Consider the following 22,472-nt stretch of genomic DNA (forward strand, 5'->3'; position numbering starts at 1 on the left):
GAAGGCCTAGATTGTCGCCATGCAATCGCCTCGATTCTTCACCCTGTCCTTGATCATCGCCCTGGGCCTGGGCAGCGGTGCCAGGGCGCAGGAAACGGTGCAGTTTTCCTCCGCCAATGGCCGCACGCAGTTGACCGGCTATTTCTTCCTGCCGGCGAAGCTTTCCTCGGCACGGCCGGCCATCGTGCTGATGCATGGCCGTGCCGGTGCCTATTCCTCAGCAGCCAAGGGCAGCTACACGGCGGCAACGCTGTCGCAGCGCCACCGTGCCTGGGCCAGCTATTGGGCAGCCAATGGTTTCGCCGCCCTGCTGGTGGATGGCTTCGGGCCGCGCGGCTATCCCGCCGGCTTCGGCCGCAACAGCTATCACGAGCGGCCCGAGGAATTGGATGAGACCGTGGCACGACCGCAGGATGCCTATGGCGCGCTGGCCTATCTGCGTGGCCGGCCAGAGGTGGATGCCACCCGGGTCGGCCTGATGGGCTGGTCGAATGGCGGCAGCGCGACCCTGGCGGCCTTGATGCTGAAGGCGCCAGGCAGCGATTACGCGCCGCTCGGCGGGCTGCATTTCCAGGCCGGGCTGGCGCTCTATCCCGGCTGTGCGCTGAAGGACAAGGCTAAGGCCGGCCTGAAAAGCAGCGTGCCGATCCGCGTGCTGGCGGCATCGGACGACGATGAAGTGTCGCCGAAAATCTGCGAGACGCTGACGCGCCGCAGCCGCGAGATCGGCAGCGATATCACGCTGACCATCTATCCGGGCGCGGTGCACAGCTTCGACGATCCCGGCAAGGAACGGCAAAGCCACGCGCCGAACCGCGCCGCCACCGAGGATGCCTATCGCCAGGCTCTCGCTTTCTTTGCGGAGAAGCTGAAGCCATGAGCGTGGCGCTGATCGCCATACCCGAGTGGGAGGACGGCGCCGCAAGCTGGATCGACACCATCCGGCGCATGCACGATCCGCAGCATGGCGCCGTGGCGGCGCATGTCACGCTGGTGTTTCCCAGCCAGGAGATCAGCGAAGGCACGCTGAATGCCGCCGCCTCGATTCTCGCCGCCAGTTTCCAGCCCTTCGATATCGCCTGCGACCGCCTGAGCTGGTTCAGCGATCCGCGCGGCGGCAAATATCCCAACCTGGTCTACCTGCATCCCGATGCGGCGAGCGCCTGGACCTTGAGCGAGATGCGCCAGCAATTGCCGCAGCAGGGCGAATTCGAGCCGCATGTGACGCTGTCGCGTTTTGGTGCGGTATATTCCGCCAAGGCCTTCCTGCGCCAGATGGGCGAAGATGTGAACCCGCCGGCCATGGGCCGTATCGCATCGCTGGACATGCTGCGCATCGAGCATGGCAATGTGCGCATGCTGCGGCGCTATGACTTGAAGGGGTAGGCTGCCCCCGTACACACCACCGTCACGCCGACGAAAGCCGGCATCCCATTTACTACAGATAAAAATGGGATTCCCGCTTTCGCGGGAATGACACGTGATAGATTGATTCAGTGTTACGGCGTTTCCAGCGGGTGCGCCTTGAACGCCGGCAGCGCCTCGCAGGCAGTCGCCAGCGCTTCCAGATTTGGATAGACGCCGGGCGGCAGCAATTCCGGCAGCATGACGCGCAGGAAGCTGACGGTGACGCCGGCGGTGACATCGGCCATGGAGAAATGCTCGCCCATCAGCCAGGGATGCGGCTGCACGGCTTCCAGCGCCTTGAGGCCGCCAGTGGCCTGGGAAAGCAGCAACTGCCGCCACGGCTCATGCACTTTCTCGGCCGGGCGGCGGCGCACTTCGTAGATCGCGCTGACCGCCTTATCCAGCACGCCGCTGCCCCAGGCCATCAGGCGCAGGCAGTCGCGGCGCGGCTTGCCATGCGGCGGCACCAGGGTTTTCGGCCCCGCCAACTCCATCAGGTAATCCAGGATCGCGGCGGATTCGATCAGCGTCTCACTGGCCGAGATCTGCAAGGCCGGCACGCGGCCGACCGGATTGATGCTGAGGCCGCGCTGCGGGTCGGCGGTGACCGAGAGATATTCGCGTTCGTGCGGGATATCGAGCAGGGTGAGCGCGATGGCTACCCGTCGGGTATAGGGGGAGAGATTGCGGCCGATCAGTTTCATGGTCGTCATTGCAATCCCTCCCCTGTATTTTGTGGGAAGAGTGTAGCCGGAAGCGGCTTACGCCGCCAGCTTGTCGAGTTCCTTCAACAGCGCATCGCCCATGCCGGTGGTACCGACCTTGGTCGTACCGCCGCCGAGATCGGCGGTGCGCACGCCGGCCTTGAGCACGGCTTCCGCCGCCTGGTCGATCAGGTCGGCATCCTCGCCGAGATCGTAGGCATAGCGCAAAGCCATCGAGAAGCTCTGGATGGTGGCGAGCGGGTTGGCGATGCCCTTGCCCATGATGTCGGGGGCCGAGCCATGCACCGGCTCGAACAGGGCCATGCGGCGGCCCGTTGCAGGGTCGGCCGCGCCAATGGACGCCGACGGCAGCATGCCGAGCGAACCGGTGAGCATGGCGGCGGCATCCGACAGGATATCGCCGAACAGGTTGTCGGTGACCATGACATCGAACTGCTTCGGCGCGCGCACCAGCTGCATGGCGCCGTTATCGGCATACATATGCTCGAGCTGCACGTCCTTATACTGCTCCTGGTGCAGCTTGGTGACTTCCTCGCGCCACAGCACGCCGGATTCCATCACATTGGCCTTTTCCAGCGAGGTGACCTTGTTGCCGCGCTTCTGCGCCAGTTCGAAGGCAACGGCCGCGACGCGGCGGATTTCGCTGGTGGTGTAGACCTGGGTGTTGATGCCGCGGCGCTCGCCATTGGGCAGGGTCTCAATGCCACGCGGCTGGCCGAAATAGACGCCGCCGGTGAGTTCGCGCACGATCATGATATCCAGGCCCTGCACGATTTCCGGCTTCAGCGTGCTGGCTTCCACCAGGGCATCGAAGCACTTGGCCGGGCGCAGGTTGGCGAACAGGTCCATTTCCTTGCGCAGCCGCAGCAGGCCACGTTCCGGCTTCTTGTCGAAGGGCAGGTTGTCCCACTTGGGGCCGCCGACGGCACCGAGCAGCACCACGCCGCAATCCAGCGCGGTCTGCATGGTCTTGTCGGCCAGCGGCGTGCCATGCTTGTCGTAGGCCGAACCACCGACCAGGTCTTCCTTCACGTCGAAGGAAACGTGGCGGCGCTTGTCCATCCATTCGATGACGCGGCGCACTTCACCCATCACCTCGGGCCCGATCCCGTCGCCGGGCAGCATCAGCATGGTACGATTCGACATGGTGTTTCCTTTTTCGGTAGATCCTCACCTCGTCATGCGCGGACTTGATCCGCGCATCTCCCACCGGCTTCGATGAGACCCCCGGGTCAAGCCCGGGGGTGACGAGGGCAAAGAAGGGTCAGGCGGTGCGGCCGGCCTTGGCGTAGCGCCAGGGCTGGGAGGCGCGCTGGCGGGTTTCGAAATCGTCGATATTGGCCTTCTTCTCCAGCGTCAGGCCGATATTGTCGAGGCCGTTGAGCAGGCAATGCTTCTTGAAGGCATCAATCTCGAACTTGATCACATCGCCATCGGGACGGGTGATCTCCTGCTTCTCCAGATCGACCGTGAAGCGGGCATTCTGGCCGCGCTTGGCATCATCCATCAGCTTGTCCACATCGGCCTGCGGCAGCTTGATCGGCAGGATGCCGTTCTGGAAGCAGTTGTTGTGGAAGATATCGGCGAAGCTGGTGGAGATGACGCAGCGGATACCCTGATCGAGCAGGGCCCAGGGGGCATGTTCGCGCGAGGAGCCGCAGCCGAAATTATCGCCGGCGACCAGGATCTGGGCGCCCTTGTATTGCGGCTGGTTCATGAAGAAATCGGGATTCGGCTTGCCGTTCTCGTCCTCGCGGAGTTCGAAGAACAGGCCGCGCGCCAAGCCGGTGCGCTCCACGGTTTTCAGGAACTGCTTCGGGATGATCATGTCGGTATCGACATTGATCATCGGCAGCGGCGCGGCGACAGCGGTCAGAGTCGTGAACTTGTCCATGGTGTTCTCTCCCCCTTACAGGCTGCGCACGTCGGCGAGGCGGCCGGTGACGGCAGCCGCCGCGGCCATCGCCGGGCTCATCAGATGGGTGCGGCCACGCGGACCCTGGCGGCCCTCGAAATTGCGGTTCGAGGTCGAGGCACAGCGTTCGCCCGGCGCCAGACGGTCGGCATTCATCGCCAGGCACATCGAGCAGCCCGGTTCGCGCCATTCAAAGCCGGCTTCGGTAAAGATCTTGTCGAGACCTTCCTCCTCCGCCTGGTGCTTCACCAGGCCAGAGCCCGGCACCACCATGGCCTGCACGCCGGCGGCCACCTTGCGGCCCTTGGCGATGGCGGCGGCGGCGCGCAAATCCTCGATGCGGCCATTGGTGCACGAGCCGATGAAGACGCGCTGCACCGGCACCGCATCCAGCTTCTCGCCGGCCTTCAGGCCCATGTAATCCAGCGCGCGCAGCAGGGCGGCGCGCTTGGCCTCATCGGCCACTTCGGCCGGGTTCGGCACGAAGCCGGTGATCGGCGCCACGTCCTGCGGGCTGGTGCCCCAGGTGACATGCGGCACGATATCCTCGGCCTTGAGGAACACCTCGGTATCGTATTTGGCGCCCGGATCGGAGGGCAGCGTCTTCCACCAGGCCAGCGCCTGTTCCCAGGCGGCACCCTTGGGCGCATGCGGCCGGCCCTTGAGATACTCGAACGTGATCTCGTCCGGCGCGATCAGGCCGGCGCGGGCACCCGCCTCGATCGACATGTTGCACACCGTCATGCGGCCTTCCATAGAAAGGCCACGGATGGCGCTGCCGGTATATTCCATCACATAGCCGGTGCCGCCGGCGGTGCCGATCTTGCCGATCACCGCCAGGATGATGTCCTTCGCCGTCACGCCCGGGCCAAGCTGGCCATCGATATCGATGCGCATGTTCTTGGCGTGCTTCTGCTGCAGCGTCTGGGTCGCCAGCACATGCTCGACTTCCGAGGTGCCGATGCCGAAGGCCAGGCTGCCGAAAGCGCCATGGGTGGCGGTGTGGCTGTCGCCGCAAACGATGGTCATGCCCGGCTGGGTGAAGCCCTGCTCCGGCCCGACGATATGCACGATGCCCTGGTTGACGTCGTTCATCGGATAGTAGATGACGCCGAATTCCCGCGCATTCTTGTCCAGGGTTTCAACCTGGATGCGGGATTCCTCATCGGCGATGATGCCCTTCAGGCGGTCCGGCGTGGTCGGCACGTTATGGTCCGGCACCGCCACGGTGGCGTCAGGGCGGCGCACCTTGCGGCCCGAGGCGCGCAGGCCGGCAAAAGCCTGCGGGCTGGTCACTTCATGCACCAAATGCAGGTCGATATAGATCAGATCCTCGGCAACGAGGTGAGAATCCCAGATTTTGTCGTACAGCGTGCGGGGCGCGGTCATGGCTTTGTCCGTCGGTTCCGTGGGGCGTTTCCGTAATGGCCGGCGATTGAACTGGAGGAACGCCCTGGCCGCAAGAGGCTTTCAGGGATTTCGGGGTCGAATTAAGATCAAGCCGGAAACGAGGAAATCTCATGCCTGCCCCCGAGCAAGCCCCCAAGCAAGCCGCCGAGCCAGCCGCTATCAGCCCCAAGGAGACCCCGGCCCCGCCGTCGGCCGGCGTCGCCAGCCGCCGCCTGCTGCCGCTGAACGCGCTGAAAGCCTTCGAGGCCGCCGGCCGGCACCTGAATTTCACTGCCGCCGCCGAGGAACTCTCGGTGACGCTCTCCGCCATCAGCCACCAGATCCGCCAGCTCGAGGAACTGCTCGGCGTGCCGCTGTTCAATCGCACCCGCAAGGGCCTGGTGCTGTCGCCGGAAGGCCAGCTCATCCTGCCGGACGTGCAGCAGGGCTTCGACCACCTGGCCCATGCCCTGGCCCGGCTGGAAGCGCGGCGCGGCGAAGGCCCGCTCACCATCAGCATGTTCTCCACCGTGGCGATGCGCTGGTTCATCCCGCGCCTGCCGCGCTTCCAGGCCCGGCACCCGGATATCGATGTGCGCATCACCACCTCGATGAAACCGGTGGACCTGGAACGCGAGGGGCTGGATTGCGCCATCCGCTATGGCAATGGCGACTGGCCCGGCCTGCATGCCACGCGCCTCTTCGCCGAGGAACTGATCGTGGTGGCGCATCCCGATCTGGCGCGTAGCATCAAGAAGCCGGTCGACCTGGTGGGCCACAAGCTGCTGCATTCGCAGAACCGCTTCGAGCATTGGCGCATCTGGCTGATCGCCATGGGCGTGACCGAGGTGGACCCCACTGTCGGCACGGTGTTCGAGACCCGCAGCTTCACCATCCAGGCTGCCGTGCAGGGCATGGGCGTGGCGGTGATGGACCCGGCCTTTGTCGCCGATGAGATCAAGGCTGGCAGGCTGGTGCAGGTCTTCGACAAGACCCTGCCGGTGCGCGGCGCCTATTGGCTGGTCTGCCTGGAACACATGGCGGAAGCGGCACGCATCAAGCTGCTGCGTGAGTGGCTGATCGAGGAAGTAACGACATCATGAAGTTGCCGCGCGCCATCCTGTTCGACATGGACGACACGATCCTCGCTGCCTATGGCGAGCCGGAGAAAGCCTGGCAGGCGGTGGCCGGCGAATTCGCTGAGCAGATGGATGGCCTCTCCATGCAGCAGCTCGCCGATGCGGTCAGCGATTTCGGCCGCCGCTTCTGGAGCGACCGCTCGATGCACAAGCATTGGCGGTTGAATCTCGAGGAAGCGCGGCACAAGATCGTTGCCGGCGCGCTGACCGAACTGGCGGCACGCGGCCACAGCGTGCCCGATGCCGGCCTCGCCTTCCGTATCGCCGAACGCTACACCAGCTATCGCCAGGAGAAGATGCACCTGTTTCCCGGCGTGGAAGAAACCCTGGCGCATTTCAAGACCGCCGGCGTGAAGCTGGCGCTGATCACCAACGGCGCCGCCCATACTCAGCGCGCCAAGGTGGAACGCTTCGCGCTGGAGCAGCATTTCCAGCATATTCAGATCGAGGGCGAACACGGCTTCGGCAAGCCCGAGGAACAGGCCTATCGCCATGCGCTCGATACTTTGGGCGTGGCAGCATCGGAAACATGGATGGTGGGCGATAATCTGGAATGGGAAGTGGAAGTGCCCCAGGGCTTCGGCATGCGCGGCATCTGGTGCGATGCCTATGCCCAAGGGCTGCCGGCCAATACCCATGTGAAACCGGACAAGATCATCCACCGCCTGCCGGAACTGCTGAGCGAGGAAGCGGCATGACACACGACCATGACCACCATCATCATCATGGGCATGATCATGATCACAGCGATGTGCCGTCCGATCCGGCCCTCAGGGTGAAGGCGCTGGAAACCCTGCTGACCCGCAAGGGCCTGGTGGACCAAGCCGCGCTGGATGTCTATATCGACACCTACGAAACCAAGATCGGCCCGCGCAACGGCGCCCATGTGGTGGCGAAAGCCTGGAGCGATCCTGCCTATCTCAAGGCCCTGCGCGAGGATGCCACCGCAGCGATTGCCAGCCTTGGTTACACAGGGCGCCAGGGCGAGCATATGGTAATCGTGGAGAACACGCCCGAGACCCATAACCTCGTGGTCTGCACGCTCTGCTCCTGCTACCCCTGGAGCGTGCTGGGCCTGCCGCCGGTCTGGTACAAGTCGGATTCCTATCGTGCCCGCGCCGTGCTCGATCCTCGTGGCGTGCTGGCGGAATTCGATCTCACCCTGCCCGAGACCAAGAAGATCGCAGTGTGGGATTCCACCGCCGAGATCCGCTATCTGGTGATCCCGGAGCGGCCCGCCGGCACCGAGGGCTGGAGCGAAGCAGAGCTTGCCGAACTGGTGACGCGCGACAGCATGATCGGCACCGGTATTGCCACGCAACCCAGCGCGAGGAGCCCGGCATGAACGGCGTGCATGACATGGGCGGCATGGAGGGCTTTGGCCCGCTGCCGCTTGAGAAAGACGAGCCGATCTTCCATGGCGAGTGGGAGAAGCGTGCGCTGGCCATCACCCTGGCCACCGGCAGTTTGGGCAAGTGGAATATCGATGCCTCGCGCCATGCCCGCGAACGCAGCCCTGCCCGCACCTATATCCGCGAGAGCTATTACGAACGCTGGATGAGCGGCCTGGAGCGGCTGCTGGTGGAGCGTGGCCTGCTGAGCGAAGCCGAACTGGAAAGCGGTGAACCGGCGGGCAAGACCGAACTCAAGCCGGTGCCGCCGGAAGCTGTGCCCGGTATTCTCGCGCGCGGTGGGCCGACCTTGCGCGCCACCGGCAAGCCGGCGCGTTTTCAGATCGGCCAGCGCGTGCGGGCGCTGAATATCCATCCCGCCGGCCATACACGGCTGCCGCGCTACCTGCGCGGCAAGGTGGGCGTGATTGCCATGGATCATGGCCTGCATGTCTTTGCCGACAGCAACGCGCATTTCCAGGGCGAGGATGCGCAGCATCTCTATAACGTAGTGTTCGATGTCGCCGAGGTGTTCGGCCCGGCGGCGCGCTATGCCGGCGAAATCCGTGCCGATCTGTGGGACGCGCATCTTGAAGCCCTCTGAGCTTGATCTTGCCGCACTCGGCCCCCTGCCGCTGAATGACGAGGGCAGTCCGGTCTTTGCCGAGCCCTGGCAGGCGGCTGCCTTTGCCCTGACCCTGCGGCTGCACGAGGCCGGCGCCTTTGCCTGGAGCGAATGGGCCGAGGCTTTGGGCCATGAACTCAGCGCCAACCGTGCCGATTGCGGCCCGAATGATGGCGGCGCCTATTACGAACGCTGGCTTGCAGCATTGCAGGCCCTGCTTGCCGCCAAAGGCATCGTCTCAGCCGATGAACTGCTGACCATGCGTGATGCCTGGGCGGATGCTTACGCCCATACCCCGCATGGCCAGCCGGTGCATCTGCGCAGCTAGCTAGAGCCGTGCCGCAATATAGCGGCGCTCAGTTTATATTCGTGCGGCGATATATCGCCGCTCCTGGGTCTGGCCGCCATAGCCATAGGCAAAGCCCTGCGCCTCATGCACATGCACATAGCTTTCGGCATGCAGCGGCCCGAGCAGTTCGGTGAAGCCGGCATAGGCGGCGGCAACGAAAGCCGCCATCTCGTCCTTGGTGTTGGTACCGGTGGTAATCCGGATATCGAGGAAGAAGCTGGCAAGGCCTACTTCGGCCAATGACTGCCCGGCGATGAACCAGTCCTCTGGCGCCACGCGCTGCACCGCCACCGCCGTCACGTCCGGCTGCTTGCCAAGCTTTTCCTGCGCCAGCCGCGTGCTGAGCGCAGCGATCTGGCGCGGCAGGTCTGGCGTTGCATTGGATGTTGAATAGCTTACCTGGATCATCGGCATTGTCTGTCTCCTTTGCCGGGCGTGCCTGCCCGTTGCCAAGAGACGTAGCGCCAATGCCTTCATTTTTATATGTTATGTCTTTCTATATCTATGATAATGAAATGTTATGAATGGTCCGAGCCTGGATATTGATGCCCTGCGCGCCCTGGTACTGCTGGCCGAGCATCGCAGCTTCACCCGCGCCGCCGAGGCGCTGGCGGCGACCCAGGCCGCCATCAGCCTGCGGCTGAAGCGGCTGGAGGACAAGCTCGGCCGCCGCCTGGTGGAGCGCAGCCCGCGCCATGTGGCGCTGACCCGCGATGGCGAAATCCTGGTGGCGGAAGCGCGCCAGGTGCTGGCGGCCCATGATGCGGCGCTGGCGGCCCTGGGCCAGAAGCCTTTGCGCCCCTTGCGGCTAGCGATCAGCGACCAGACGCTGGGGCCGCGCCTGCCGGCTTTGCTCGCCGGTCTGCGGCGGCGACATCCGGCTTTACGGCTGGACGTGCGGCTCGGGCTGTCGCGCGATATGGCCGCTGCTTTCGAGGCCGGCGAGGTGGATGCCGCCCTGTTGCAGCATGTCGGCTCGACGAGGCAGGGGCCCAAGCAGGGCGAATTGCTGCGGCGCGATCAGCTTGCCTGGTTCGCCGCGGCGGATTTCGCCTGGAACTGGCCCGAGCCCTTGCCGCTGATTGCGCTGGCCGCACCCTGTGGCGTGCGCGCGGCAGCCATCGCGGCACTGGAGCGTGGCCGCGTGAAGTGGCGCGAAGCCTTCACCGGCGGCGGGGTTTCCGCTCTGGTGGCGGCGGCACGCGCCGGCCTTGGCATCGTGGCCTTGCCGCGCCGCCTGGTGCCCGAAGGATTGAATGAAAGGGAAAACCTGCCGGCATTGCCGACGAGCCTGGTGGTGCTGCAAACCCGCGCCAACGATGCTTTGCTGGCGCGGGCCTTGCGCGATATCGCCGCGGCGATCCGGGCTGATTAATCAGCCTTGGCGCGGTTATCCAGCGACAGCGGGCCGGCACCATAGGCAACGATGAAGAACAGGCCGCCGCTGATCGCCAGATTCTTGAAGAACTGGATGCGGTTGAGCATCACCTTGGCTTCTTCCATGGCCCAGAAATTATGGAAACCAATGGCGGCAGCAATCGTGAACAGTGCCAGGATCAGCGCCGCATAGCGCGCCTTGAAACCGACCAGCACAGCGCCGGCAACCACGACTTCGACCAGGATGGCAATCACCGCACCAACTTCCGGCAGCGGCAGGCCGACCGACTTGATATAGCCGACCGTGCCGGCAAAGCCAGTGAGCTTTGAAATGCCGGCGGGAATGAACAGCAGCGCGATCAGGATGCGGCCGAGCAGCGGCGCGAATTTCTCCAGACTAGCCATGGGTGTTCCTTTTCTTGTTGTTACAAAGCAAACGGCGGGAACCGCTTGTTTAAGCTACTCCCGCCGCGCTCGGTAATGAAAAGAATTTGTACGCTCAGATCACGCCAAGGCCGCCTGCGCCTCGGCCTCGCGGGCGAGCGCGCGTTGCACCGCCGGGCGGGCCGAAACCCGTTCGGCGAGCGCGGCGTAGTTCTTGAAGGCCGTGGTGTCGATCTTGAGATGCTGGCACCAGCGCCAGAAGACCAGCAGGTAGCCATCCACGGCGGAGAAACTGCCGAGCATGTATTCCTTGCCTTCCAGCATCTTGTCGATGATGGCGAAGTTCTTGGCATTGGCGGCGGTGGCCAGTGCGATCACGTTCGGCGTCGCATCAGGCAAGTCGCAAAAGCGCTGCGGGCCGAAGAAGCGGCTGAGCACCGGATGGATGCCGGCGGCACAGAAGGAGATCAGCGACAGGCCCTGCAGGGCCTGTGCGGAGTTGCCCGCCGGCAGCAGCTTGGCATCGGGATAGAGCGACGCGAGATAGGTGATGATCGCCGGGTTCTCGGTCAGCGGCAGGCCATCCACCACCAGCATTGGCACTTTACCCTTGGGGTTCAGCGCCAGGTATTCCGGCGTCATCTGCTGGCCCTTGCGCAGCGAGATCGGCTTCGGCTCGAACTGGGCACCGGCTTCCTCGAGCGCGATATGGCTGGCCAGCGAACAGGCGCCGGGGGCGAAATAGAAAGTAAGAGACGGCATGGTTTCCTCGCATATGGCCGCGCCGCGAAAGGCGGCTGCTTGTCGGCCTGGCGAGGCTGCTATGATGAGGGGCGGATTACAAGCCGCCGCGCCGTCACGGCTGCTTGAATTTGCGCGGCGTTTATTTTCGCCGGATTTATGCCGGGCTTAGTCCTCGTCCGCGAAATGCACGCCGTAAACGATGCGGCTAGGCGTGCCGTCGCCGAACGGCAGCAGCAGGCAGGTGTAATCCACCGGGCCCTTGTCCAGCCGGCGGTGGCGCTGCAGCAGCATCGGCTGTTCGCCATGCAGCACCTTGGCTACCGCCTGCTCAGTGTAATGCCGCGCGACATCGTTGGAGATGCTCGACAGCAGCCGGCCGGTGAGATCATAGCCAAGCCGGCTGGCGACGCGGCTGCCGAACAGCCGCACCCTGAAATCGAGACCGCCGGCAATTGGTTCCATCACCACCAGGTTGCCCAACGCAAAGCGCAGCGAAAATGGGTCAATGGCGCTGACTGGCGGCATCGCCGCACCGTTGCGGGCGCCGCGCCAGAAATCATAGAGCTGTTGCAGCAGGGGGGCGTCGAGGCGGCTGGCATCGTTGAGCCAGGTAGTGCGGATGGTGACGAACTTGTCATCCTCGCTACGCGGCACCGGCAGCCGCCGCAGGGGCGAGTCGAGGTCCGCCCAGTAGGCGATGTTCATCGCCGCCACTTCATCCGTCATCATCGCTGAGCCCTTCCGCCTTTCGCTACGAGAAGATGCTTCAGGCCGGGGCGAGGGTAAAATTACCTTCGACTAATACGCGTGACGAATCGCTAATATGCACAACCAGGAATTCACATACCTTCGCGTGTCCCCATGGGAATGTCCGTTTTACCGGCAGCACCCCGCGGCGACCGGTGCCGGGCAAACAAAAGCCGCCCGCAGGCCAGGGGCGATCCCAGGGCATGCAGGCGGCTGATGTGTAACGCAAAAGCACCAGAACGGCGCGGGCTGCAAGCCCAGGCGCCGATCTGCCGTAAGCCTATGCTCAGGCCTTGGCTTCGGTGTTTTCGGAGCGCTTCTCGGTGATGCGCGCCGACTTGCCGGTGCGGCCACGCAGGTAATACAGCTTGGCGCGACGCACGTCGCCGCGGCGCACCACGGTGATCGATTCGATGCGCGGCGAGTAGAGCGGGAAGATACGCTCGACGCCTTCGCCGTAGGAAATCTTGCGCACCGTGAAGTTGGAATTCACGCCGCGGTTGGAGCGGGCGATGCAGACGCCTTCATAGGCCTGCACGCGCTCGCGGCCGCCTTCGGAGACCTTCACGTTGACGCGAAGCGTGTCGCCCGGAGCGAATTCCGGCACCGCACGCGCCGTCGCCAGGGCTTCGGTCTGCTCCTTCTCGAGCTGCTGCAGAATGTTCATGGCCAAAGCCTTTCTTCTCTTACCAGTCGTTTAATACCAGTCGTTCAACCTTCACCGCCGCGCCCGGACTTGCCGGTGCGGCGATAGCTCTCCCACAGGTCCGGGCGGCGTTCGGCGGTGATCTGTTCCGCCATCGCGCGCCGCCAGGCTGCGATCTTCTCATGGTGGCCCGACAGCAGCACTTCCGGCACTGCCCGGCCTTCCCACTCTACGGGCCGCGTATACTGGGGATATTCCAGCAGACCAGCCGAAAAACTCTCGTCGGTGGCGGATGCCTGCTCGCCCATCACGCCGGGCAACAGGCGCACCACCGCATCCATCAATGCCAGCGCGGCCAACTCGCCGCCCGACAGTACGAAATCGCCGAGGCTGACCTCGGTGATCGGCCGGGCTTCGAGTACGCGTTCATCAACGCCCTCGAACCGGCCACAAATCAACGTGGCACCACCGGCCACCCGCAGCTCCTGCACCAGCGCCTGATCCATCCGCCGGCCACGCGGCGAGAAATAGATCAGCGGCAATCCGGGCTGCGCTGCCATGGCGTCGTCCACCGCCGCCGCCAGCACATCCGCCCGCATCACCATGCCAGGGCCGCCGCCGCAGGGGGTGTCGTCCACGGAGCGGTGTTTATCGCGCGCGTAATCGCGAATGTCCACCGCCTGCAACGACCACAGGCCCCGCTCCAGCGCCCGCCCGGCCAGACTGATGCCAAGCGGTCCTGGAAACATCGACGGAAACAAGGTCAGCACCCGCGCCGTCCAGGCCGCGTTTGCCTTCACCTGCGTCACGCCGTCTCCTTACCCTGCTCCTCCAGGCCGTCATCCTGGGGACCGGAGGCATCGCCGAGCCAGAAACCCGGCGCCACCACCAGCCGCCCGCCGTCGATATCCACTTCGGGCACGGAATCGGGACTGAACGAGACAAACACGATATCCCGGTTGGCCGACTTGCCGACCGGCATCACTTCCAGCAGATCGCTGGCGCCGAAATTCTGCAGCCCCACCACCTCGCCAAGCACTTCGCCTTCCGGCGTCTCGGCCCGCAGACCGACAAGGTCCGACTGGTAGAACGCGTCTTCGTCATCCAGCGCCGGCAGCCTGGCACGGTCGATGAACAGCTCGGTGTTGCGCAGGGCCTCGGCGGCGTTGCGGTCGGCGATGCCTTCGATCGCCGCCACCACCATCTCGCCTTTCGGCTTGCCGCGCAGCTTGAGCTTGAACACCCGGCCGGAACGGTCGGTCAGCGGCCCGTAATCCCCCAGCGCAACCGGATCGGTGGTGTAGGACTTGATCCTCACCTCACCCCGAATGCCATGCGCCGTGGTGATCATGCCGAGACAGACCTTCTCTTCAGCCATACCGTGTCAGCCAACGCTGCCGGTCAGACCTTAGCCGGCATTCTCGGCGGAAGCGGCGGCAGCGGCTTCCGCCGCCTTCTGCGCTTCGGCCTTCAGACGCTCCTGCGCCTTCGCCTTCGGCTTCGCCTTTTCCGGGTTGTTGCCATGCGCCCAGGTGGTGATCAGGCCGGCCTGGGTGAAGAAGCGGGCAACGCGGTCGGACGGCTGCGCGCCCTGGCTCAGCCAATGCTTGCAACGCTCGACATCGAGCTGCACGCGCTCGCGGTCCTTCGGCAGCATCGGATCATAGGAACCGATCTTCTCGATGAAGCGGCCATCGCGCGGGCTGCGCGAGTCGGCCACCACGATGCGGTAATACGGGCGCTTCTTGGCACCACCGCGGGTCATGCGGATCTTGACGGACATGGTCTTCCTTTCTTTCAGAACCTGATTACGCGTAACTCAAAATCACTTCGGCATGCCGGGAAAGCCGCCCATGGCGCCCATCATCGAGCGCATGAAGCCCTTCTGTCCCAGCTTCGACATGCGCTTCATCATGTCGGCCATCTGCATATGCTGCTTCAGCAGCTTATTCACATCCTGCACCGAGGTGCCGGAGCCCGCCGCGATGCGCTTCTTGCGCGAGGCGTGGATCACCTTGGGATTCTTGCGCTCCTCGCCGGTCATCGAGGAGATGATCGCCTCCTGGCGCTTCAAAACCTTCTCGTCGACATTGGCGTTGGCCATCTGCTGCTTGATCTTGCCGACACCCGGCAGCATGTCCATGACGCTCGACATGCCGCCCATCTTGCGCAACTGCTTGAGCTGGCTGGCCATGTCGTTGAGGTCGAACTGACCCTTCTGCACACGGGCAGCCAGGCGCTCGGCCTCTTCCTTCTCGATGGTCTCCGCCGCCTTCTCGACCAGGCTGACGATATCGCCCATGCCGAGGATGCGCTGCGCGATGCGCTGCGGGTGGAACGGCTCGATGGCATCGAGCTTTTCGCCGACACCGATCAGCTTGATCGGCTTGCCGGTGACGGCACGCATCGAGAGCGCAGCACCGCCACGGCCATCGCCATCGACGCGGGTGAGCACGATGCCAGTGACGGCAAGGCGCTCATTGAACGCCTTGGCGACAGTGACCGCATCCTGGCCGGTGAGGCTATCGGCGACCAGCAGCACTTCATGCGGCTGCACCACATCGCGTACCGCCGCCACTTCATGCATCAGCGCTTCATCGACATGCAGGCGGCCGGCGGTATCCAGCATCAGCACGTCATAGCCGCCGAGCTTGGCGGCCTGCACGGCGCGCTTGGCGATCTCCACCGGCATCTGGCCGGGCACGATCGGCAACGTGGCGACGCCGGTCTGCTCGCCGAGAATCTTCAACTGCTCTTGCGCGGCGGGGCGATGCACGTCAAGCGACGCCATCAGCACCTTCTTGCGTTCTTTCTGCGTCAGGCGCAGCGCGATCTTGGCCGTGCTGGTGGTCTTGCCCGAACCCTGCAGACCGACCATGAGCACCGGCACCGGCGGCACGGCGGCAAGGTCGATGCCGACGGCATCTTCGCCAGCGCCGGGCGCATCACTGCGGCCGCCGAGCATCTCGATCAGGTTGTCGTGGACGATCTTGATGACCATCTGGCCCGGCGTCACCGAGCGCAGCACTTCCTGGCCGACCGCCTTCGCCTTCACCGCATCGATGAAGGTCTTAACCACCGGGAGCGCGACATCGGCTTCCAGCAAGGCGACGCGCACTTCCCGCATCGCCTCGTTGACATCGGCTTCGTTCAACGCGCCGCGCTTGCGCAGACGGTCGAAGACCTGGCCGAGTTTGCCGCTTAAATTCTCGAACATCTGTCCGATCAGCTCCTTCAGTGTTCCGGTGCGGTGCGGCCAAACGGATAAAGCGCCCGTGCGCGACACTCGCGGACGGACGGCGATCCTCGGACCGGGTCAGTTTCCCTAACCGGAAGCGGGCGGAATAAACCGCCTCGGGGCAACAAAGTCAAGCCGGCTTTGCCGGCCCGCGCCCGACGAAAGGCGATCTAAATAAAATCAATAACTTAGTGATTAAGGTGCGATTTTCGGCGGTTCCGGCGGTGGGGCATCGTCGGCCACCGGTATAAGCGTCTGGCGGCCATTTATGCGGGCCGCCGTGATATGGCCGTTGACCTCGCCGAGCATCCAGGCCGAGCGCAGCCGCACCGGCAGCCAGACCGGCTGGCCGGGTAGGCGGGCGAGCCACATCTCGGTGACCTCATCCTCCAGCTTGCGGGTCTGGTCCATATATTTGCGGCTATAGCCGGCGATCGGCTCGAACCGCAGGCGGCATTTCAGCGCCAGGCCGGCATAGGCGGAGCGGTTATGGGCCTCCAGCTGCTCCATGCCGGCGGCCTCGTAATGCAGGTTATAGCGGCGGCGACCGTCGAAAATCCTGTCGCTGCCTTCGCAGGGCGCCGCCGTATCGCGGCGCAGCGCACGGGCGAGAACCGCGGTGGTGGGGTCGAAGGTGCCCCTGGTCTGCTCCGGCAGCACGGGGTCGCGGTCATCGGCGGCGGCCGGCGGTTCCACCACGCTGGTGGGCAGGCCATCGGCACCCCACAGGATCATGATGGTGCGCTTGGAAAAGCTGCCATCGCTCTGGCTGGCATAGCGCAGCGGCCTGAGCAGGCCATCATCCGCCTGCCGCACCGAAAGATCGCTTTGCATGCGGAACCGCAGCAGCAGGTTGGCCGCGCCCGTGCTCCGGACAGCGGAGGCGACGTTCAAGCCATCGCTGCCGCGGGCCACCTTCATCTCGACATCGAACGCCTTGGCGCCCAGCGCGTAGATGCCGAAGCCGAGATCGGCATTCTGCAGGCGCTCCTCTGCCTGGGCCTCAGCCTGAGCCGGAGACACCAGGAAAAGCAGGGCTGCAAGACTGGCTGAAAAGCGGCGCATAACCCAATGATCGGCTTTTCATCGGTGATTTCAAGCGGCATTAACCGCTTTGTGATCGGCGTCAATCTTTGACGGCTTCGTCGTCATCGCGCTCATCGCCATCGAAATGCTGCCAGGCGGCGCGGCGCAGGCCATTGAGCAATTCATCGGCCAGTACCAGAGCCTCGGCGGCATTGAGGCGGAACAGGGCGCGGGCGGCTTCGAGCTGCAACTGCATGACATCGAAATGCATACGGTTCAGCGGTTCGGCGCGGCGCAGCGAGGCACCGAGCAGGCCAAGCGCCTCGGCGGCATGGCGCTGGCCAAGCCGCTGGCAGGCCTCGCGCAAGCCCTGCACCGTATTCTGGGCATCACCGAGGATCAGCACACCGGCCAGCGCCTCGCGCCGGGCTGCCTCGAACCGCTGGCTGAGCAGTTCAAGCTGGGCGGCGAGGCTTTCCGGGCTGGGCAGCGGCGGCGGCGGTTCCGGCGGCGGCGGCTCTTCCACAACCTCTGGCTCGGCAGGCACGGCTTCTGCCTCGGCACCGTCATAGCCGAGGGCAGCCCTGAGGCGCTTGCTGCGCTGCGAGGAGAACGGGTTCATCGGCGCGGTCTGCGACGTTTGTGCACAATGGGGAGTTCGTTACCCTGTTCTACCGTAAAGCTAGCCGGGACCACAACCGGGCTTATTGCATTTACGTGGCTCGGCCTAGCAAAAACAGTGGGATATCCGGTAGACTCTCGTCATGTCCGCCGCCGTTGCCCTGCCCCGCCGCAGCTCCGACCCGACCGCCCTGGCGGCGGTGCTGGCGGATGGGGTGCTGGCCGGCGAGCGCCGCGCCCTGGCCCGCGCCATCACCTTGATCGAATCCCGCCACCCCACCGACCAGCTTGCCGCCGAAGCGCTGCTCTCCCGCCTGCTGCCCCATACCGGCAAGGCGGTGCGGCTCGGCATCAGCGGCACGCCGGGCGTCGGCAAGTCGAGTTTCATCGAACGCTTCGGCGGCTTCCTCACCGCCCAGGGCCTGCAGGTGGCGGTGCTGGCGATCGATCCGTCCTCGCAGCTTTCCGGCGGTTCCATCCTTGGCGACAAGACCCGCATGGAAACCCTGGTGCGCGATCCGCGCGCCTTCATCCGCCCCTCGCCTTCCGCCGGCTCGCTCGGCGGCGTGGCGCGGCGCACGCGGGAAGCCATGCTGCTGGTGGAGGCCGCCGGCTTCGACGTGGTGCTGGTGGAAACCGTCGGCGTCGGCCAGTCGGAAACCACGGTGGCGAGCATGGTGGACATGTTCCTGCTGCTGCTGGCGCCGGGCGGCGGCGATGACCTGCAAGGCATCAAGCGCGGCATCATGGAACTCGCTGATCTGGTGATCGTGAACAAGGCCGATGGCGACCTGGTGAATGCCGCCAACATGGCGCAGGCCGATTACCGCGCAGCGCTGCATCTGATGCGCCCGCGCCATGCCGCCTGGCGGGCGCAGGTGCTGCAGGTTTCCTCGCTGCTCAACCGCGGCATCGACACGGTTTGGGAAAACATCACCGCTTACCGCGCCGCCTTGCAGGAAGATGGTAGCTGGGCCCGCCAGCGCCGCAATCAGGCCCAGGGCTGGCTGAAGCGTGAATTGCAGGATGGCCTGTGGGACTGGCTGCAGGCCGATCCGCGCATCAAAGCCAGGCTGCCCCAACTGGAAGCCGAAGTGGGCGATGGCCTTATGACGCCGGCTGCCGCTGCGCGGCGCCTGCTGGGGCTGCTGCAACGGCCATGATGAATCCTTCCCCGCCTTTGCTTGATCCCGCCATCCCGCTGCTGATCCGTGCCGGCACCTTGCTGCTGCTGGTGGTGGTGATGTGGCTGAACCGCAACCGCTTCGGCGGCAATGGCGGCTACCAGATGATGATGGCAGGCATCGGTGTGGTGCTGCTGGCCAACGTCTTCGAGGCGCTGACGCTGAACCTGCGCCTGTCGCAGCTCCGGTTCAGTGGCATCGCCCTGCTCTATGGCGTCGGGGTCGTTCTGATCTGCTATGGCATCACGCGCTGGGCGCGCTGGATCGACAGCATCCGCAAGGATGCCGCCGAGGCCGAGCGGCTGCAGGCGCAGCTTGAAGGCCAGCGGCTGCAATTGCTGGAAAGCCACCGCGTCGGCCGGCTCGGCTACTGGGTGGCCGATCCGCAGGCACAATCCATCACCTGGTCAGGCGTGCCGGCCGATACATTGGGCCTCGACCCGCGCCAGCGGCTGCCGTTCCGCGAAGTGGAAGCCTTGCTGCATCCCGATCATCGCCAGATGCTTCAGGATGCGCTGGCGGAGACGCTGCGCAGTGGCCGACGCTTCGACCTGCAGGTGCAGATGCGCGACCGCGGCGGCGTTTTTCACTGGCTGGCGCTGGCCGGCGTGCCGCAGCGCGATGCCGAGGGCAAGCGCTGGGTATTCGGCGTGGTGCAGGATGTGGATGCGGCCAAGCGCGCGGAATTGTCGCGTGCCGCGATGTCGGCCCTGCTGCAAGGGGTGATCGATGCCATTCCCTGCATGATCGCGGTGAAGGACCGCGATCTGCGCTACCTGTTCGCCAATGCCTATGCCCGGGCGCTGTTTCTGCCGCCGGCCATGGCGGGCGAAAGCCTGGTCGGCCGCACCTATGCCGAGATCGCGCCGCCGGAACTGGTCGCGATCACCGACGCCGAGGACCGCGCCGTACTCGATGGCCAGCCAATGCCTTTCACCGAGGTGCAAAGGCGCTACCGCGACGATGCCTCCGACCGCTGGTGGATGACCAAGGTGGCATTGCGCAGCCGGCCCGATGGCCCGGCCGATCATCTGCTGACCGTGGCACTGGATATCAGCGCGCTGAAGCAGGCCGAGGAAACCGCGCGCCACGCCCAGCGCGAAATCGAATACCAGGCGGCGCAGTTGCAGGATCTGGCCGAGCAGTACCGCCTGGAATGCGAGCGCGCGGTGGAAGCCAGCCGCGCCAAGTCGGACTTCCTCGCCTCGATGAGCCATGAGCTGCGCACGCCACTCAACGCCATCATCGGCTTCGCCGAGATCATCACCAACCAGCTTTTCGGCAGCGTGACGCCGAAATACATCGAGTGCAGCGAGGATATACTCTCCAGCGGCCGCCACCTTCTGAATCTGATCAACGACATTCTCGACATGGCGCGCATCGAGGCCGGGCGCTACGAACTCGATATCCGCCAGGCCGATGCCGGCGCCATCCTGGAATCGAGCATGCGGCTGGTGCGGCTGCGGGCGCAGAACCGCGGCATTAACCTGGAACACCAGATCGACGACGACCTCGACGACGTGGCGGTGGATGCGCAGGCGCTGAAGCAGATCGCCATCAACCTGCTGACCAATGCCGTGAAGTTCACTGAGGCCGGTGGCGATGTGCGGCTGTTGGCGGTGCGCGTCGGCGATGGCCTCAGGCTCTCGGTCAGCGATACCGGCATCGGCATCAAGCGCGAGCATCAGGAAAAGATCTTTGAGCCGTTCTGGCAGGTGGAGGGGCCGCTGGCGCGGCGCCATGAAGGCAGCGGGCTTGGCCTGGCCATCACGCGGCAGCTTGTCGACCTGCATCATGGCCGCATCGAAGTGCATTCGATCCCGGAACGCGGCACCAATGTCAGCGTCTGGCTCTACCCGGCGCCGCAGCACCCACACGACACGCCTGGCTTCCCCTTTGCCGGCGCGGCGGCGGATTAAAAATAAACACGTCATGCCCTGCGGAGGCGGGGCATCCACGAGTCCACTTTTTTATTCGTAGAAAAAGAAAAAAAAGCCCGGACTTGCGTCCGGGCTTTTTCGTCTCTGGCGACAAGCGCCAGTCCCAATCTCAGGTGTTCATCGAGTCGAAGAAATCGGCGTTGGTCTTGGAATGCTTCAGCTTGTCGAGCAGGAATTCCATCGCGTCCTGGCCACCCATCGGCATCAGGATGCGGCGCAGCACCCACATCTTGGCCAGCGTGCCCTTGTCGACCAGCAGTTCTTCCTTGCGGGTGCCCGACTTGGTGATGTCGATGGCCGGGAAGGTGCGCTTGTCGGCCAGCTTGCGGTCGAGGATGATTTCCGAGTTGCCGGTGCCCTTGAACTCTTCGAAGATCACTTCGTCCATGCGCGAGCCGGTATCGATCAGCGCCGTGGCGATGATGGTGAGCGAGCCGCCTTCCTCGATGTTGCGCGCGGCGCCGAAGAAGCGCTTCGGGCGCTGCAGCGCGTTGGCATCGACACCGCCGGTCAGCACCTTGCCGGAGGACGGCACCACGGTGTTGTAGGCGCGGGCGAGGCGGGTGATGGAATCGAGCAGGATCACCACGTCGCGCTTATGCTCGACCAGGCGCTTGGCCTTTTCCAGCACCATTTCCGTCACCTGCACATGGCGGCTGGCCGGCTCGTCGAAAGTCGAGGAGATCACCTCGCCCTTCACCGTGCGCGACATGTCGGTGACTTCCTCGGGCCGCTCGTCGATCAGCAGCACGATGAGATAGACTTCCGGGTGATTGGCGGAAATCGCGTGCGCGATATTCTGCAGCAGCACGGTCTTGCCGGTACGCGGCGGCGCCACGATCAATGCGCGCTGGCCCTTGCCCTGCGGCGAGATCAGGTCGATGACGCGCGACGAGATATCCTTCTTCGGCGCCGAGGCGGCGGCCACCAGCTTCTCGCGCTTGGCGGAATCGCCACGGCCCTTGATCACCGTGCGGGTGGCAGCCGCTGCAGCGGCCGGTTCGGCTTCCTCGGTGAGCGGAATTTCCATCTTCAGCCGCTCATTCGGATAGAGCGGCGTCAGATTATCGAAATGCACCTTGTGGCGGGTGTTTTCCGGGTCTTCGTAATTGATCGCGTTGACCTTGAGCAGCGCGAAATAGCGTTCGCCGTCCTTCGGCGCGCGGATGGTGCCTTCCACGGTATCGCCGGTGCGCAGGCCAAAGCGGCGGATCTGGTTCGGGCTGACATAGATGTCGTCCGGGCCGGCCAGGTAGTTGGCTTGGGCCGAGCGCAGGAAACCGAAGCCATCCTGCAGCACTTCCAGCACGCCCTCGCCGGTGATCTCCACCTCGCGGTCGGCCAACTGCTTGAGGATGGCGAACATCATGTCCTGCTTGCGGAGCGTCGAGGCGTTCTCGATCTCCAGTTCCTCGGCGAAGGCGAGCAGGTCGGTGGGGGATTTGGTCTTGAGTTCTTGCAGATTCATGGCGAGCGGACGGAGCCTCGGGAAGTTTCTGTTTGTTTGGAATTTGGGTGTCGCGGCGCGGGTAAGCGGAAAGCGACTGCCAAGTGGACGATTAGCGGAGTGGAGGGAACCGGAAGGCGGCGGCAGTTCCCTCGATTTCAAGTGAAATCAGGGAAGG

At 64.6% G+C, this 22,472-nt stretch carries 26 protein-coding genes; 10 read left to right on the forward strand and 16 right to left on the reverse strand.

Annotation, left to right across the window (positions count from 1 at the left end; genetic code table 11):
- The first annotated feature begins 19 nt into the window (after positions 1-19).
- Complete coding sequence (locus tag V6B08_RS02565) at positions 20-880, forward strand: dienelactone hydrolase family protein (RefSeq protein ID WP_341977802.1); 861 nt, start codon at positions 20-22, stop codon at positions 878-880.
- Positions 877-1,386: a 2'-5' RNA ligase family protein gene (locus tag V6B08_RS02570; protein ID WP_341977804.1), complete on the forward strand. Its 510-nt coding sequence runs from the start codon at positions 877-879 to the stop codon at positions 1,384-1,386. The genes V6B08_RS02565 and V6B08_RS02570 overlap by 4 nt, the downstream gene beginning before the upstream one ends.
- A gap of 113 nt (positions 1,387-1,499) precedes the next feature.
- Here V6B08_RS02570 and V6B08_RS02575 read toward each other — a convergent pair whose 3' ends face one another.
- From V6B08_RS02575 to leuC, 4 genes are all read right to left on the reverse strand, one after another.
- A complete protein-coding gene (locus V6B08_RS02575; protein WP_341977805.1) occupies positions 1,500-2,120 on the reverse strand; it encodes a glutathione S-transferase family protein in 621 nt (206 codons plus the stop codon).
- 48 nt (positions 2,121-2,168) lie between these two features.
- A complete protein-coding gene (gene leuB, locus V6B08_RS02580; RefSeq protein WP_341977807.1) occupies positions 2,169-3,278 on the reverse strand; it encodes a 3-isopropylmalate dehydrogenase in 1,110 nt (369 codons plus the stop codon).
- A gap of 118 nt (positions 3,279-3,396) precedes the next feature.
- Positions 3,397-4,026, reverse strand: coding sequence for a 3-isopropylmalate dehydratase small subunit (gene leuD, locus V6B08_RS02585; protein WP_341977809.1), 630 nt, complete (start codon positions 4,024-4,026; stop codon positions 3,397-3,399).
- A 15-nt stretch (positions 4,027-4,041) separates the two neighbouring features.
- Complete coding sequence (gene leuC / locus V6B08_RS02590) at positions 4,042-5,436, reverse strand: 3-isopropylmalate dehydratase large subunit (protein ID WP_341977811.1); 1,395 nt, start codon at positions 5,434-5,436, stop codon at positions 4,042-4,044.
- A 131-nt stretch (positions 5,437-5,567) separates the two neighbouring features.
- On the opposite strand from leuC, the gene gcvA reads away from it, so the two are divergent.
- From gcvA to V6B08_RS02615, 5 genes are read left to right on the forward strand one after another with little or no spacing between them, the layout of a single operon-like run.
- Positions 5,568-6,539, forward strand: coding sequence for a transcriptional regulator GcvA (gene gcvA, locus V6B08_RS02595; RefSeq protein WP_341977813.1), 972 nt, complete (start codon positions 5,568-5,570; stop codon positions 6,537-6,539).
- The gene (locus V6B08_RS02600; RefSeq protein WP_341977815.1) at positions 6,536-7,273 is read left to right on the forward strand and encodes an HAD family hydrolase; all 738 of its coding nucleotides are present in this window, start codon (positions 6,536-6,538) and stop codon (positions 7,271-7,273) included. The genes gcvA and V6B08_RS02600 overlap by 4 nt, the downstream gene beginning before the upstream one ends.
- The gene (gene nthA / locus V6B08_RS02605) at positions 7,270-7,920 is read left to right on the forward strand and encodes a nitrile hydratase subunit alpha (RefSeq protein WP_341977817.1); all 651 of its coding nucleotides are present in this window, start codon (positions 7,270-7,272) and stop codon (positions 7,918-7,920) included. Before V6B08_RS02600 ends, nthA begins: the two co-directional genes overlap by 4 nt.
- Complete coding sequence (gene nthB / locus V6B08_RS02610; protein ID WP_341977819.1) at positions 7,917-8,570, forward strand: nitrile hydratase subunit beta; 654 nt, start codon at positions 7,917-7,919, stop codon at positions 8,568-8,570. The genes nthA and nthB overlap by 4 nt, the downstream gene beginning before the upstream one ends.
- Complete coding sequence (locus V6B08_RS02615; protein WP_341977821.1) at positions 8,557-8,919, forward strand: nitrile hydratase accessory protein; 363 nt, start codon at positions 8,557-8,559, stop codon at positions 8,917-8,919. Before nthB ends, V6B08_RS02615 begins: the two co-directional genes overlap by 14 nt.
- A 33-nt stretch (positions 8,920-8,952) precedes the next feature.
- On the opposite strand, the gene V6B08_RS02620 is transcribed toward V6B08_RS02615, so the two are convergent.
- On the reverse strand, positions 8,953-9,354 hold the full coding sequence (locus tag V6B08_RS02620) for a tautomerase family protein (protein WP_341977823.1): 402 nt from the start codon (positions 9,352-9,354) through the stop codon (positions 8,953-8,955).
- 106 nt (positions 9,355-9,460) lie between these two features.
- Here V6B08_RS02620 and V6B08_RS02625 point away from each other — a divergent pair, with 106 nt between their 5' ends.
- A complete protein-coding gene (locus V6B08_RS02625) occupies positions 9,461-10,315 on the forward strand; it encodes a LysR substrate-binding domain-containing protein (protein WP_341977825.1) in 855 nt (284 codons plus the stop codon).
- Here the strand turns inward: V6B08_RS02625 and V6B08_RS02630 are convergent.
- From V6B08_RS02630 to V6B08_RS02675, 10 genes are all read right to left on the reverse strand, one after another.
- Positions 10,312-10,722, reverse strand: coding sequence for a DoxX family protein (locus V6B08_RS02630; protein WP_341977826.1), 411 nt, complete (start codon positions 10,720-10,722; stop codon positions 10,312-10,314). The two genes, V6B08_RS02625 and V6B08_RS02630, sit on opposite strands and share 4 nt — an antisense overlap.
- A gap of 99 nt (positions 10,723-10,821) precedes the next feature.
- Positions 10,822-11,463 (reverse strand): glutathione S-transferase family protein, encoded by a 642-nt coding sequence (locus V6B08_RS02635; RefSeq protein ID WP_341977828.1) that lies wholly within the window; start codon positions 11,461-11,463, stop codon positions 10,822-10,824.
- A gap of 147 nt (positions 11,464-11,610) precedes the next feature.
- Positions 11,611-12,174, reverse strand: coding sequence for a PAS domain-containing protein (locus V6B08_RS02640; protein WP_341977830.1), 564 nt, complete (start codon positions 12,172-12,174; stop codon positions 11,611-11,613).
- Between the two features lie 304 nt (positions 12,175-12,478).
- The gene (gene rplS / locus V6B08_RS02645) at positions 12,479-12,859 is read right to left on the reverse strand and encodes a 50S ribosomal protein L19 (protein WP_341977832.1); all 381 of its coding nucleotides are present in this window, start codon (positions 12,857-12,859) and stop codon (positions 12,479-12,481) included.
- A gap of 44 nt (positions 12,860-12,903) precedes the next feature.
- Positions 12,904-13,638: a tRNA (guanosine(37)-N1)-methyltransferase TrmD gene (gene trmD, locus V6B08_RS02650; RefSeq protein ID WP_440588808.1), complete on the reverse strand. Its 735-nt coding sequence runs from the start codon at positions 13,636-13,638 to the stop codon at positions 12,904-12,906.
- A 5-nt stretch (positions 13,639-13,643) separates the two neighbouring features.
- A complete protein-coding gene (gene rimM / locus V6B08_RS02655) occupies positions 13,644-14,216 on the reverse strand; it encodes a ribosome maturation factor RimM (protein WP_341977836.1) in 573 nt (190 codons plus the stop codon).
- Positions 14,217-14,246: 30 nt separating this feature from the next.
- Positions 14,247-14,621, reverse strand: a complete 375-nt coding sequence (rpsP, locus tag V6B08_RS02660) for a 30S ribosomal protein S16 (protein WP_341977838.1) — start codon at positions 14,619-14,621, stop codon at positions 14,247-14,249.
- 42 nt (positions 14,622-14,663) lie between these two features.
- Positions 14,664-16,055: a signal recognition particle protein gene (gene ffh, locus V6B08_RS02665; RefSeq protein WP_341977840.1), complete on the reverse strand. Its 1,392-nt coding sequence runs from the start codon at positions 16,053-16,055 to the stop codon at positions 14,664-14,666.
- Between the two features lie 216 nt (positions 16,056-16,271).
- Positions 16,272-17,141 carry a DUF3108 domain-containing protein gene (locus tag V6B08_RS02670; protein ID WP_341977842.1) on the reverse strand — a complete coding sequence of 290 codons (870 nt, stop codon included), beginning with the start codon at positions 17,139-17,141 and terminating at the stop codon, positions 16,272-16,274.
- A gap of 61 nt (positions 17,142-17,202) precedes the next feature.
- Positions 17,203-17,724, reverse strand: a complete 522-nt coding sequence (locus tag V6B08_RS02675; protein WP_341977844.1) for a hypothetical protein — start codon at positions 17,722-17,724, stop codon at positions 17,203-17,205.
- A 142-nt stretch (positions 17,725-17,866) separates the two neighbouring features.
- Here V6B08_RS02675 and meaB point away from each other — a divergent pair, with 142 nt between their 5' ends.
- Positions 17,867-18,886, forward strand: coding sequence for a methylmalonyl Co-A mutase-associated GTPase MeaB (gene meaB / locus V6B08_RS02680; RefSeq protein WP_341977846.1), 1,020 nt, complete (start codon positions 17,867-17,869; stop codon positions 18,884-18,886).
- Positions 18,883-20,826 (forward strand): PAS domain-containing sensor histidine kinase, encoded by a 1,944-nt coding sequence (locus tag V6B08_RS02685; protein ID WP_341977848.1) that lies wholly within the window; start codon positions 18,883-18,885, stop codon positions 20,824-20,826. Before meaB ends, V6B08_RS02685 begins: the two co-directional genes overlap by 4 nt.
- 130 nt (positions 20,827-20,956) lie before the next feature.
- Here the strand turns inward: V6B08_RS02685 and rho are convergent, their stop codons facing one another.
- Entirely contained in the window at positions 20,957-22,315 is a 1,359-nt protein-coding gene (rho, locus tag V6B08_RS02690; protein ID WP_341977850.1) for a transcription termination factor Rho, read from the reverse strand.
- Positions 22,316-22,472 lie beyond the last annotated feature (157 nt).

Source organism: Ferrovibrio sp. MS7 (assembly GCF_038404985.1).
In the GTDB taxonomy this organism is placed as follows: Bacteria; Pseudomonadota; Alphaproteobacteria; order Ferrovibrionales; family Ferrovibrionaceae; genus Ferrovibrio; species Ferrovibrio plantarum.